At 65.3% G+C, this 13,281-nt stretch carries 7 protein-coding genes, 1 other RNA gene and 1 pseudogene; 1 reads left to right on the top strand and 8 read right to left on the bottom strand.

Annotation, left to right across the window (positions count from 1 at the left end; all coding sequences use genetic code 11):
• Positions 1–164: 164 nt before the first annotated feature.
• On the top strand, positions 165–1,280 hold the full coding sequence (locus J7360_RS17600; protein WP_209034339.1) for an IS1595 family transposase: 1,116 nt from the start codon (positions 165–167) through the stop codon (positions 1,278–1,280).
• On the opposite strand, the gene J7360_RS17595 is transcribed toward J7360_RS17600, so the two are convergent.
• The 8 genes and pseudogenes from J7360_RS17595 to J7360_RS17560 all read right to left on the bottom strand — a co-directional run bounded on the left by J7360_RS17595 (position 1,235) and on the right by J7360_RS17560 (position 13,076).
• Positions 1,235–1,750, bottom strand: a complete 516-nt coding sequence (locus J7360_RS17595) for a hypothetical protein (RefSeq protein ID WP_007969295.1) — start codon at positions 1,748–1,750, stop codon at positions 1,235–1,237. The two genes, J7360_RS17600 and J7360_RS17595, sit on opposite strands and share 46 nt — an antisense overlap.
• Before the next feature lie 183 nt (positions 1,751–1,933).
• A pseudogene (locus J7360_RS17590) lies at positions 1,934–3,360 on the bottom strand (MFS transporter).
• A gap of 426 nt (positions 3,361–3,786) precedes the next feature.
• Positions 3,787–3,863, bottom strand: a non-coding RNA gene (locus tag J7360_RS17585) — sX9 sRNA.
• A 60-nt stretch (positions 3,864–3,923) separates the two neighbouring features.
• Positions 3,924–4,910: an HD domain-containing phosphohydrolase gene (locus J7360_RS17580; RefSeq protein ID WP_057659080.1), complete on the bottom strand. Its 987-nt coding sequence runs from the start codon at positions 4,908–4,910 to the stop codon at positions 3,924–3,926.
• A gap of 33 nt (positions 4,911–4,943) precedes the next feature.
• Positions 4,944–9,038, bottom strand: coding sequence for a CHASE domain-containing protein (locus tag J7360_RS17575; RefSeq protein ID WP_209034337.1), 4,095 nt, complete (start codon positions 9,036–9,038; stop codon positions 4,944–4,946).
• A 142-nt stretch (positions 9,039–9,180) separates the two neighbouring features.
• Positions 9,181–10,485 (bottom strand): DUF445 family protein, encoded by a 1,305-nt coding sequence (locus J7360_RS17570; protein ID WP_209034335.1) that lies wholly within the window; start codon positions 10,483–10,485, stop codon positions 9,181–9,183.
• 233 nt (positions 10,486–10,718) lie between these two features.
• Complete coding sequence (locus J7360_RS17565) at positions 10,719–11,573, bottom strand: hypothetical protein (RefSeq protein ID WP_017156201.1); 855 nt, start codon at positions 11,571–11,573, stop codon at positions 10,719–10,721.
• A 138-nt stretch (positions 11,574–11,711) separates the two neighbouring features.
• Positions 11,712–13,076, bottom strand: coding sequence for an aspartate aminotransferase family protein (locus J7360_RS17560; protein ID WP_170922317.1), 1,365 nt, complete (start codon positions 13,074–13,076; stop codon positions 11,712–11,714).
• Positions 13,077–13,281 lie beyond the last annotated feature (205 nt).

Below are 13,281 nucleotides of genomic sequence, written 5' to 3'. Positions count from 1 at the left end.
ACTCAAAATCGGGGGGACGTCGACGAAGCCATAGTGCCCCCCTCCCAAACCCATTGTCAACATGCCCGCAGGGCGTTAACGGGAGGGGCTTGCCCGGACCTTAGCAATGCCGCAGCCGCGGGGGGCGCTGCTCGCCCCCGGCCCGGCACTTCCGGACCAATTCTATGACTCAGCACTACCTTCGGAGCGCGGCCTACCGCGATTTCTCCATCCACTCGATCTACGGCATGTCGGACGATGAGATCCATGCCATGTTCGCCCGCCTGCGCTGGGGCAGTGACTCCCACCAGGCATGCCCAGCCTGCGGTGCGTGGGCCCAGCACTACCGGCGGCCCGCGCGCCAGCAATGGCGATGCAAGGAGTGCGGCCGGGATTTCTCGGTAACGTCGGCCACCGCCTTTTCCAGCAGGAAGAAGTCCCTGCGCAGCATTCTCCTGGCGACCTTCTATTACGCCACAGGGGTGAAGGGGTTGGCAGGCCTTGGATTGAGCCGGATGGGCGACTACTCAAACAAGGCCGCGCACGTCACCCTCGGAAAACTGCGAGAGGCGATCTTCCGGACCCAGGACTTCACACCGCTCACCGGCGTCGTTGAAATCGATGGCGGCTACTTCGGTGGAAAGCCTCGAAAGCCAAATCGTCGTGGACGCCGAAACGATCAGGCTATTGTTGATCGGATCGCCGGACGCCCGACCAAACGCCCATGGCATGCCAGCGGCATGACACGGACGAACTGGGAGAAGCGGAAGAACAAGCGTGTTGTGATGATCTTCCGCCAGCAAGGGCGACTGGGAGAAGGGGCTGTGCGCAGCATTGCCGCCGTTGCCAGATCGGAGAACGACGAGGATGCCGCGAAGCTGATCGCGCGTTACGTCAGCCCCGAAGCAATCATCATGACCGACGAAAGTCCCGCCTACGCGACCGTTTCAGCGACACACACCCACTACGCCGTCAGGCATAGCCAAGAGTACGTTTCGGTCGAGGGTGTCAACGAGAACCAGGCCGAGTCGTTCTTCAGCCGGCTCAGACGCTGGGAGTATGGGGTTTCGCACGGTGTGCGGCCGGCTTACCTGGCTGACTATGCGAACGAAATGGCGTGGCGCGAGGACGTCCGTAGGTTCTCAATCAGAACACAGGTCGAAATGCTTCTGGTAAAGGCCCTCACCGTGGGGCATTCGCGGTGGTGGCGCGGCTACTACCAGGGGAAACGGCGCGGGACTGAGATCCTAATGAATCAGGGCATCCCGCCGTCATCGGCGTCGGGCGCGAGTGCCCAGTAACCCTCTACGTTAGTGCTCGGGCTGTTCCGCCGGATGATCCTTCCGGCGGAACAGTGAGCCTGCAGGCATTTGCGTACCCGCAGCCTGAGTTCCGCATACTGCACATTTCCGTCCACCGCCTTGCCCTGCGAGCCGACGAACAGCAGGACCTCAGTCGTAGACCGCCATTCACCCGCCGCCTCTCTCAGGCAGGCCAGGACGTTTCGGCTGATATGGCCGCGCTGTAGCAGCGGACCCTCACTCGACATTCGTACCGGTCGGATAACCTCCGGCGGCACGCAGATGTCGTGAAGGCCAAGAATGCGGTCCAGGGCTTCAAGATCCCTGCGCGTCGCCTCGACGCTGCTGTCTAGATCGGCCGCACGCTGACGAGCAGCGTCGGCCCTTCTCTGGATCTGGGCAATGTGGCCAGCGAGGCGGGCGCGCTTGTCGACAAGCCATTTCAGTGACGATGGGGTTCTGGTTTCCATGACCCCACCGTAGCACCGGCAACTAGCTGATTTCCTTGGGCAGGTGCGCCATCATGGCGTGCAGGGCGTGGTGCATGGCGTACGCCGACGTGCTCTGAGCGCGGCGCCTGGTGGATATCCAGGCGCTGTGTTTTGCGGCTCAAGAACATGGCCAGCACACGCCGCAATGCGACCGGGCCCGGCTTACGCCCGATGCCCGCTCATTTCCTGCCCGGCGTGCTTGTCGAAGCGCACATGCCAGCAGGTGGCGCTGAGCGAGATCAGGCTGACGATGCAAAATGCCAGCGAAAAATCGCCCTGGTGCGGGGTTGCGTGGCCGCCGGCCAGCATCGCCAGGTTGAGAATCATCGCGCCGGCACACACGCCAACCGAGAGCATCAGTTGCTGCAAGGTCGTATACAGGCTGCTGGCGCGGCTCATGCGCGCGGCGGGCACGTTTCGTAGGCAATGGTGTTGTAGGCGGCGAACTGGAACGACATGAAGGCGCCGCAGCACAGCAGCAGGCCGAACATCAGCGCCGGCGGCCAATCGGGGCGGAACAACGCGCACACCATGTAGCCCAGGCTGGCGAGCACACCGTTGCCGATCAGGCTGTTGCGATAGCCGAAGCGGCGCAGCAATTGCGGGGTGATGCTGCGCATCAGCAGCGCGCCGAGCGCGGTGGCCAGGATCAGGCGGCCGCTGTGCGCAGCGCTCATGCCGAAGCCGATCTGAAACAGCAGCGGCAGCAGAAACGGATGCGCGCCCTGGGTGATGCGCATCAATGCGCCGCCGATCACCGACAGCCGGAACGAGTCGATCCGCAGCAAGCTCAGATCCAGCAGCGGAGCAGGGTGGTGACGCGCGTGCCAGAGATAGCCCAGCGCAGCGCTGCCGCCGATCGCCAGCAACCAGCTGGCCGTGCCGATGCCGTTTTCCTGGCTGACCATTTCCAGGCCGAACAGCAGGCAACCGAGCGCAGTGCCGCACAGCACGAAGCCGCGCAGGTCGAAGCGCGCTGGCCCCGATTCGGTGGGAATCTCGGGAATGAAACGCCGCACCAGCAGGAAGCCGGCGATACCGATCGGCACGTTGATATAGAAGATCCAGCGCCAATCCAGGTACGAGACGAAGAAACCGCCCAGCGGCGGGCCCAGCATCGGGCCGATGAAGGCCGGCACCAGCGTCCAGGCCATGGCCGACACCAGATGGCGGCGCTCCACCGTGCGCAGCAGGATCAGCCGGCCGAGCGGTGCCATCATGGCGCCGCCGGCGCCCTGCAGCACGCGCGCGGCCACCATGGTGGGCAGGCTGTCGGCCAGCGAACATAGGATCGAGCCACCGACGAACACCCAGATGGAGGCGCCGAACACGCGGCGCAGGCCGAAGCGGTCGGCGATGGCGCCGCTGGCCGGGATCAGCACCGCCAGGGCCAGCAGGTAGCTGATCATGGCGATGCTCATGGCTGGCGCCGCCACGCCGAAATCGCGCGCCAGGGTCGGCAGCGCGGTGGCCAGCACGGTGGCATCCATCTGCTCCATGAAAATGGCGCAAGCCAGGATCAGCGAGATGATGCGGTAATCAAGATAACGCGGCGGCGTAGCGCCGGCCTCGGGCACGCTGGAGGACATCGGACTCTCGGTTGCGGGGCCGCACGGCCTGCGTCGCAGACGACTGCAGGGTCGGCCCGCGTCGCACGGTGTTGTACGGCGCAACATGTCCATTGTCTGCCTCTGCAGCGCTGCGTTCAAGCCAATGGCAGCAACGCTGCGTACGTTTGTTGGAGGCAGGCCAGGTGTTGTGCGCTGCGAGGGAAGCGGCCATGAGGCAGACGGACATGCCGAGGAACGCGGCCGCGTTGCGCGCACGCTTATCCGTCCCTTCGAGGCTTCTTCCAATGAGAGAAGGGCATCAGGCGGGCGCCTTGCTAAGCCCTTTCCTGTTGAAAAAGGGTTGGGATGAGGATGCGGCCGAGGACCGCCGACATCAGATCGCTTTTCGCGATCGTTCGCCTGCCTGCATCAGCACGGGGACCTGCCCGAATCAGCGCTAAGAGCAGCCAACAAAACGTAGCGAGCAGCCCTCAGGTGGGCGCGGACGGCGCGCTCAGAACCGCAGTGTAGGAGTGGTACATGAGGATTCCGAGCACCGGCCGCGCCCGCCTGACGATCGCGCAGCAGTTTTGTCAGCTGCTCTAAGCCACTGGGCTGTCCCAAGCGTCCTTGATCTGCAGAATCTGCGGCAATGCCTCGTGGAAATGCTGCACCAGGCGCGGTTCCAGTTGTTTGCCTGCCATGCTGTCGAGCTTGCGCATGGCGTCTTCCACCGTCCAGGGCGCTTTGTAGGCGCGTCGTCCGCAGAGCGCATCGAACACGTCGGCCACCGCCACGATGCGTGCCGATTCGGCAATCGCATCGCCTGACAAGCCTTGGGGATACCCGCTGCCGTCCCAGCATTCGTGATGATGCAGCGCGATTTCCGCTGCCAACCGAAACACCGGGCCGCGGCCGTGGCGCAACAGATCATGGCCGGCTTGCGGGTGCTGGCGCACCACCGAGCGTTCGTGTTCGTCCAGCGCATCGGGCTTTTGCAGGATGCTGCCGGGCACCGCGATCTTGCCGGCGTCGTGCAGCGGGGCGGCGTCCTGCAGGGTCTGCGCCTGCTGCGGCGACCAGCCCACCGCTTCGGCCAGGACCCGCGCATACACCGCCATGCGCCAGATGTGCGCGCCGGTGTCGGCGTCCTGGCCCTGGCCGGCGGTACCGAGCAGATGGATCGCGTCGCGGTATTGCTGGGCAAGACGTGCGTTTTCGGCCAGCTTCAACTGGGTACCGATGCGTGCCTTGAGCAGCGCCGGCGAGTAGGGCTTGCTGACATAGTCGGCCGCGCCCGCTTCCAGCCCGAGGCGTTCGTCCTGCTCGCTGTTGCGCGAGGTCACGAACAGGATGGGGATGGCGTTGCTGGACGGCTGTTGCTTGAGCGCACGTGCCACCGCGTAGCCGTCCATGTCGGGCAATTCGACATCCAGCAGGATCAGCTTTGGGGCATGGCGGCTGACCGCATCCAGGGCTTCGCCACCGGACTTGGCGAAGACCAGTGCGAAGTCGTCGCGTAGCAGCTGGCGCAAGGTGGCCAGGTTGCTGGACTCGTCGTCGACACACAGCAGGGGGCGGGACGGCATGGTCGATCCTTGCCAAACGCTCGGGGAGCGCGATCAGTGCGGGTGGGTGGTTTGCCACTCGCGCAACGTGGTTTCGGCGCGGCGGAAGTCGAAATCTTCGACCGCGCGTTGTAAGGCTTCCTGCAGTGCGCGCGGCAAGCGTGGCGCGCAGATCAATAGCGCGTGATCGATCCGGTCGGCATCGTCGCTGGCAAAGGCCGATGTCAGGATCTGCGCGCTGTCTGCATCAAACGCAGCGCCATCCTCGTCGGCGGCAACGTCGCTGTCGCCATGTTGCAAAAATGCCCGGATCGCTTCGGCGGTGCGCTGCATGACCTCCTTCAACGCGATCAGCGATGCGGTGATGTCGTGTCCTTCCTCGATCCGCGTCTCCAGATCGCCGGCTGCACCTGCCAGGGCCGGCAGCGCGAGCGATCCGGCCGCGCCACGCAGCTTGTGGGCCATCGCGCCGATGGCCGGCAGTTCGTTGCGTCGCAGATGCTCGGCGGCTACCTCAGCCGGGTCCGGGTTGTCGCGTAGCAGCTTGATCAGATAGCGCGCATAGGGTTCGCGCTCGCGCCACAGGCTGCGCGCGCGGGCGGCGTCCAGCAATTCCGGGTCGCTGTATTTCCATTCGGGACCGGCGTGCGCCTGCGCCTCATGCGGAAGCGAGGGAATGCGCCGAGTGCCCGGCTGCAAGAAATGACGAATGGCAGTGACCAGTTCTTCGACGTTAAATGGTTTGGCGATAAAGCCGTTCATGCCCGCTTCCAGCGCTTTTTCCTGCTGCGGCCGGAAGGCGCCGGCGGTCAGCGCGATCACCGGCAGGCTGGCCAGAGCCGGGATCTGGCGCAACCGGCGCGTGGCCTCGTAACCGTCCACCACCGGCATCTGCACATCCATCAGCACCAGGTGGAACAGGTTGGGCGCGCGTTTGAGCGTGCTCACCGCCTGTTCGCCATCGTGGGCGACGGTGACCATGGCGCCTTCGCCCTCCAGAATGCGCTGGGCGACTTCGCAATTGATGTCGCTGTCGTCGACCAGCAACAGGTGTGCGCCTTCCAGACGTCGCGCAACAAACGTCGGCGTGGCAGGGCGGGCACCCGGGCGTTCCTCGAGCAGTTGCTCGACCAGCCGGTGCAGGGCCGCGCCGGTCACCGGCTTGGTCATCACCGCATCCAGATCCTGCTGTTCGGGATGTTGCTCCAGCAGGCGGCGTTCGTAGGCGGTGACCATCACGATGACCGGATGCGGGCCGGGCGTGGCGCGTGCGCGAATCTCGCGCGCAATGGCCACCCCGTCGATATCGGGCATGCGCCAGTCGAGCAGGAAAATATCGTAGGGCTCTGCAGCGTGTTCGATGGCCTGCAGCGCGGCCTGTCCGCTGGCGACGGCATCCACGCGCCAGCCAAGTTCGGTGGCGATGCGCACCAGGTTGTTGAGCGCTGCATCGTGGTCGTCGGCGATCAGTACGCGCGGCATCGCTTCCGGCGGCAAGGCCGGCAATTCGCGCTGTGCCTGCGGTGGCGAGGATTTTTCCAGCGTCACCACGAAATAGAATTCGCTGCCGCGGCCGGGCACGCTTTCCACTTCCAGTTCGCCGCCCATCAATTCGACCAGGCGCCGGCTAATGGTCAGGCCCAGGCCGCTGCCGCCGTAACGCCGGCTGGTGGACGTGTCGGCCTGCAGGAACGGCGAGAAGATCACGCTCTGCTTTTCCTTGGAAATACCGATGCCCGTGTCGCGGACCGAAAACAGCAGCTTGAACTTGTTGGGGTCGCCGCTGGGGAAACGGCGTACCGACAGCACCACTTCGCCCTGTTCGGTGAACTTGATCGCATTGCCGACCAGGTTGACCAACACCTGGTTGATGCGCAGCGCATCGCCCAGCAGCCAACGGCTGTCGCGCGGCAGGGGTTCGACGATCATTTCCACCGGCTTGGCGCTGAGCGAGGAGCGCATCAGGTCGGCGATGTTGTCGAACAGCTGGTTCAGATCGAACGGTGCGCATTCCAGGTCGATACGCCCGGCCTCGATCTTGGAAAAATCCAGGATATCGTTGATGATTTCCAGCAACGTGCGCGCGGAGCGATCGATCTTGGCGACCATGTCCTGCGCTGCGCCGGGCAGTTCGCTGCGCTGAAGCAGGTACAGCATGCCCAGGATGGCGTTCATCGGCGTGCGGATTTCGTGGCTCATGTTGGCCAGGAAATCGGACTTGGACTGGTTGGCGCTCTTGGCCGCATCCATCGCCAGGCGCAGCTGTTTTTCGTGCAGTTTCTGCTCGGTGAGATCCACCGCCACGCCGAGATAGCCGATCACCTGGTCGTGGTCGTCGCGCAGGGTGCTCAAGGTCAGCAGCACCGGCAGGCGACGCCCGTCATGGCTCACATAGGTCCACTCGCTGGTGTCGCTGCGACCCAGGCTGGTGAGCGCGGCGATCGCCTCCAGCGTGTGAGCCACCGGCGTACCGGTCTGCTCGGCCAGCATGTGCGCACGCTCCTGCAGTTCCTCGGGCTCGACGAACTGGCTGGCCTTGCGCCGCCCGATCACTTCTGCCGCGCTGTAGCCCAACAGTTTTTCGGCGGCCGGATTGAACAGCGTGACGAAGCCGCCGGAATCGGTGGCGATGATGGCGTAGCCGGCGTGCGCCAGGATCGCGCGTTGCAGCACCGAGAACTTCACCAGCTCGCTGGTGCGTTCGGCGACCTGGTGTTCGAGCGAGGCGTTGAGGTCGATGATGCGTTGATGCGAGCGCACACGGTCGGACATGTCGCGGAAGAAATGCGAATGGCCGCTGAGCGTGCCTTCGCTTTCGATGATCGGCGCCTTGCTGGCCAGCACATGCACCTGATGCCCGTCGCGATGGCGCATGGTCTGCGCCGCCGATGCGTTGCCCGCCAGTGCCGCATCGGCATGGTCGACCTCCGGCATCGCATACGGCTGCGGCGACAGCAGCATGGTCAGGTCCTGATCGATCGCCTCCTCGGCCGTGTAACCGAACATCGCCTCGGCGGCCGGGTTCCAGTGCGTGATACGTCCATCCGGGGTTTCGGCGACGATGGCTTCGCTGGAATGGCTGACCAGCGCGGCCAGCTCCATCTGCTTGCGCAGCACTTCCTCGTGGCGCAGCCCGTTGCTGAAATACAGCACCAGCAGGGCGGCAAACAGGACCGAGGCGGCCATCACCAGCCCGCCGATCAACCAGGGCGAACTCTGGTTGAGCGAGGCGACGAAGCCGGCGGTGGGGTGGGCGGTAATGACCCAGGTGCGGCCGTAGATCGGCAACAGCCGCACCACCGGCGGCCGCAGCGCGCTGTCGCTGGCTGGCGTGCCGCTGCGATAGAAATTGTGGGTCGGCTCATTGCGGTCGGACAGGTCCAGCGCCACGTCGTCGCGCTCACCCAATGCGCTTCGCACCATCTGTTCGACGCTGAAAGGCGCATACACCCAGCCGCTGGTGGCGAGCATGCGCTGCTGCGGGGTCTGCAATGGCATGCCTTCCCGATAGACCGCCAACAGCACCAGAAAGCCGCTTTCGTTGGGAACGCGGTAACCGGACAGCGAGATCGGCGAGGTCATGACCGGCGCGCCGCTGCGTGCGGCCTGCAGGGCGGCGGCGCGCCGGCGCGGCTCGGAGGCGATATCGATGCCGAGTGGGCGGTTGCCGGAGGATTCCGGCTCGAAATACAGCACCATGTAACGCTCGCCATCCCACGGCGCCAACGGCCGGCGATGGATGTCCGGCGCACCATCGGCACGCGCGGCCTGCAGAAATGCGGCCTCGTCGGCCGGGGCGACCCGATGGATATAGCCGTACCCCAGCACCCCGGGAAACTCGCGTGGATAATCCCGCGAGCGGCTGTACAAGGTGAAGCGTTCTCGACTGATGATGCCGCTGCCTGCGCCGATTACCGCACCGCGCGCGCCGCGCAAGCCATGCTCGAAGGTGGGCATGCGCTCGCTGATGTTGCGCGCCAGCGTACGCACGACGTAGTCGAACCGTTGCTGGCGCTCGAGCTCGTTCTGCCGTTGCAGCCACACGCCGGTGACGATCGCGGCAACCAGGCCGGCGCTCAGGATCAGCAGTGCACCGAAGAATGCGCGACGCCCGTATGTCCTGCGCAAATCCCAGCGGCCCTTCGGCATGTTCGTTCCTTCGCCTTGCCTGTTACGTGCCCAGAGTGCTGGCCGACCTGCGTCGACCTCGTGGTACCGCCCGACATCCGACGGCTGTGTGCAGTCCCCTAAGCCTGCACGTCGGCTCGGATGGGCGATCGACGTTTCCGCATCAAAACGACAGCCAGATCGACAACGCGTGAAGAATCAGTCCGATCAGTCCACCGACCAAGGTTCCATTGAACCGAATGTATTGCAGATCGCGTCCCACCCCCAATTCCAATTGTTCGACGAGGTGACGTTCGTCCCAACTTTTCATCGTCGATGCAATATGGTCGGTGACCGATGTGCGCAAGCGCGCGGTAAGTTTGTCGGCAGCTTGCAACATATGTTGATTGAGCGCCTCACGCAGCGAGGGATCCTGCGACAAGGCCCGGCCGAGCGATTGCATGGAACGCTCCACGTGCGCGGCCATCGACGATTGCTCGCGCGCCAGGTCATTGCGCAGTGCGTCGCGAATTTCGCCCCATAACCCTTGCACATAGTCCTGCAGTGCCGGATGTTCGATGGCGCGTTGCTTCAGTTCTTCCACGCGCACGGCCATTTCCGGTTCGTCGCGCAAGCGCGTGATGTAGCCCTGCAGCCACGCTTCGTAGTCGAGCCTGATTGGGTGCTCGGGTGTTTTGAGGATGTCCTGCAGTTCTTTGATCGCCGCACGCGCCATGCGGTCGGCCAGGCTGTCGCCGATCTCTTCGATCGGCTTGACCCAATTCACCGTGCCGACCAGCTTGGGCCATTCGCGCCGCGCGTAACGCACGATCAATGCAGAAGCGCGCGTCTTGACCTGCTCCTGGTCCAGCCATTCGCCCAGCCGCAGCAACACTTCGTCCAGCAGCTTTTGATGGCGGCCGTCGGTGGTGAGCAGGGCCATGACATCGCCGATGGTGGCAGCGGCGTTCCATTTGCGCAGGCGGTCGACCACGAAACCTTGAATCGCGCGGCGGACGGCTGCCTCGTCGAGCAGTTCCAGCGCCTGCAACATCCAGCCGCGCGTCATCTGCGCCAGCATGCGCGCCTGCTCAGGTTTGGCCAGCCAATCGCCCAGCCGGCTGGCGGGATCGAATACCCGCAGTTTTTCCATCAACGCATCCGGGGCGAGGAACTGGTCGCGCACGAACACTGCCAGCCCATCGGCCAGCCGTTCCTTGCCGCGCGGCAGGATGGCCGTGTGTGGAATCGGCAGGCCCATTGGGCGGCGGAATAGCGCCACCACTGCGAACCAGTCGGCCAATGCGCCCACCGTGGCCGCTTCGCAGAAGGCCGATACCCAGGCCCAGATGCCGTGTTCGCCCATCAGGTGGCTGACGACGAAGCCGGCGAACATCGCCAGCAACAGGGCCACCGCCAACAGCTTCATGCGCTGCAACTGGGCACGACGAGGATCGATCGGACGGGGAGTGCTGAGACTGGGTTCCATCAGGGAAGTGTACCCAGTCGTTTGACCAGGGCATGTCCACGGCAGGTGCCGCCAGCGCTCGCGCAGGTTGGTGGCCGCGTCTTGCGTGCCCTGTGCTCCGGCTGCGCTTGGGTTGGGGCGACCCAGCGCTGTTGCCGTCATAGGAGCGCACCCGGGCGCGACGGGCTTTATCGGCAATGCCGGTCGCGCCCGGGTGCGCTCCTGCGTGCTGCTGTCGACTGTCGGGTGCGCGCTCAGCCGCGCAGGCGTTCGAGCTGCGCCTGCAGTGCGGTCACCTTCGATTGCAGGGCGGTGTTTTCGTTTTCCAGTTCGGTGACGCGGCGCTGCAGGGCCTTGATGTCGCGGCGTTCGGCTTCGCCACCTTCGGCCTCGTCGGCCTTGGGTTTGCGCTTGGCATCGCGTACGCGCTTGGCGGCCTGTTTGAGCTCGGCCTTGCCGGCCTGCGCGGCGGCGCGTTGTTCGTCTTCGGACAGCGTGGCCACCGCAGCGGCGGCGCTGATCGAAATCTCGCCCGCCTTGACCGCCTGCACCACTTCCGGCGCGGCCTGCTTGTGGATGCGTTCGATCATCACCACCTGGTTGCTGCTCAGGCGTGCTTCGCGGGCCAGTTCGGCACGGCTGACCGGGGTAGAGGTCTCGTCCCACGGTGGGCTGTCGGTGTCGTCAGCAGCGTGCGCGCTGCTCTGCTCCAGGCCAGTGTCGTGCTGGTCGCCAGCCACGGCCGGCGCTTCGGCAGCGGCGTCGGCGTCGCGCTGGCTGCGTTGGCGTGCGGCCAGGATCTCGCGCTTGCGCAACGCCAGTACGCCACGCTGGAAGTCGGACACGCTGCGCCGGCCCAGGTGCTGCTCGATCATCCACAGGTGTACATCCTGCATGGACTGGAAGCGCGGGTTCTGTACCGTTTGGAACGGCAGACCGTGTTTCTGGCAGATACCGTAGCGGTTGTGGCCATCCACCAGCACATCGCCCCACAACACCAAGGCATCGCGGCAGCCTTCGGCCAGCAGGCTGCGTTCCAGGGCCTCGTGCTCGTCGGGCGTCAGCGGGTCGATATAGGCCTTGAGTTCTTCTTTGACAACGATGTTCATACGGCAACTGCTGGGATGCGGGGCGGGCATTGTAGTGAGCCTGCCCCGGCTTTGCGCGCTTGACGGGTGCCTGCATGCGTGACACGCGGGAGCCCGTTGCCAGCGCAGGTTGCGGTCGTCGCCGATGGCCAGCCGCGCCTAGTCCACCTGGCGAAGAATCTTGCCCAGTGTCTCCACCATCTGCACGATCTGCGCTGGGGTGACGATCAGCGGCGGTGACAGTGCGATGACATCGCCGGTGACGCGCACCAGCAGGCCGCCCTCGTGGAAACAGCGCTCGAAGACGTCGTAACCGCGCGCGCCTGGGGCGCCGTCGCGTGGTGCCAGCTCGATCGCGCCGATCAGGCCGATGTTGCGGATGTCGATCACATGCGGCGAGCCGCGCAGGCTGTGCAGTGCGTCTTCCCACTGCGGGCCAAGCGTGATCGCGCGCGTGAACAGCTCTTCCTCGGCATAGGTGTCCAGCGTGGCAATCGCCGCTGCACAGGCCAGCGGGTGGCCGGAATAGGTATAGCCGTGAAAGAGCTCGATCGCGTTTTGCGGCCCGTGCATGAAGGCATCAAAGATCGCATCGGCCACCAGCACCGCGCCCATCGGCACGGTGCCGCTGGTCAGGCCCTTGGCGGCGGTGATGATGTCCGGGGTGACGCCGAAGCGCTGCGCAGCGAATGCATTGCCCACGCGGCCGAAACCGGTGATCACCTCATCGAACACCAGCACGATGCCGTGGCGGTCGCAGATGGCGCGCAAGCGCTGCAGGTAGCCCTCCGGCGGCAGGATCACGCCGGCCGAACCGGACACCGGTTCGACGAACACCGCGGCGATGGTGGACGCATCGTGCAAGGCGATCAGCCGCTCCAGATCGTCGGCCAGCTCCGCGCCGTGTGCGGGCAAACCACGCGCATAGGCGTTGCGCTGCAGATCCAGCGTGTGCCGCAGATGATCTGTGCCGGCCAGCAGCGGGCCGAACCATTTGCGGTTGTTGGGCAGCCCGCCGATCGACATGCCGCCGAACCCGACACCGTGGTAGGCCTTCTCGCGGCCGATGAAACGGGTGCGCTGGCCTTCGCCGCGCAGCCGGTGATAGGCCAGCGCGATCTTCATCGCGCTATCCACCGCTTCCGAGCCGGAGTTGGTGAAGAACACATGGCCCAAGCCCGGTGGGGCGATCGCGGCCAGCCGCTGCGCCAGCACGAAGGGCAGCGGCGAGCCCATCTGGAAGGTCGGCGCGAAATCCAGCGTGCCGGCCTGTTCGCGGATGGCTGCCACGATGCGCGCCCGGCTATGTCCGGCATTGCAGCACCACAGGCCTGCCGTGCCGTCCAGGATCTGGCGGCCGTGCACATCGCGGTAATACATGTCCTGCGCCGAGGCCAGCAGGCGCGGCCGTGCCTTGAACTGGCGATTGGCGGTGAACGGCATCCAGAAAGCATCCAGCTGCGTCGGTGCCTGCAGCGCATCGGCGGTATCGCTGGGAAGGTGGTGGGGCATGGCAGGCTCCATCGTGCAGGATCGCTCGACTGTACGCAGCCGGCACCTCGTCCGTCACCTGAGATGCCGGCACGCGCATGGGAACGGCCGGCGCGTCGTGCGTACTCCGGTAGACGGGGCAGGGAGCGGACGACGCCAGCACCCACCACAGCGCTGCGCGTGCAGCCGGTGCGGCGGGAACGGTTTCGCGACGCGGTTGGCGAAGTGCAGACAGACT

The organism is Xanthomonas sp. D-99 (genome assembly GCF_017746145.1).
Taxonomy (GTDB): domain Bacteria; phylum Pseudomonadota; class Gammaproteobacteria; order Xanthomonadales; family Xanthomonadaceae; genus Xanthomonas; species Xanthomonas cissicola.
Note: the sequence above shows the minus strand (reverse complement) of the source record. Positions and strands in the feature narration are given on the sequence as shown.

Bases quoted from the DNA above. Each gene is read 5' to 3' on its own strand.
- J7360_RS17570 (WP_209034335.1), bottom strand. From the start codon at position 10,485: ATGGAACCCAGTCTCAGCACTCCCCGTCCGATCGATCCTCGTCGTGCC.
- J7360_RS17565 (WP_017156201.1), bottom strand. From the start codon at position 11,573: ATGAACATCGTTGTCAAAGAAGAACTCAAGGCCTATATCGACCCGCTG.
- J7360_RS17560 (WP_170922317.1), bottom strand. From the start codon at position 13,076: ATGGAGCCTGCCATGCCCCACCACCTTCCCAGCGATACCGCCGATGCG.
- J7360_RS17595 (WP_007969295.1), bottom strand. From the start codon at position 1,750: ATGGAAACCAGAACCCCATCGTCACTGAAATGGCTTGTCGACAAGCGC.
- J7360_RS17600 (WP_209034339.1), top strand. From the start codon at position 165: ATGACTCAGCACTACCTTCGGAGCGCGGCCTACCGCGATTTCTCCATC.
- J7360_RS17575 (WP_209034337.1), bottom strand. From the start codon at position 9,038: ATGCCGAAGGGCCGCTGGGATTTGCGCAGGACATACGGGCGTCGCGCA.
- J7360_RS17580 (WP_057659080.1), bottom strand. From the start codon at position 4,910: ATGCCGTCCCGCCCCCTGCTGTGTGTCGACGACGAGTCCAGCAACCTG.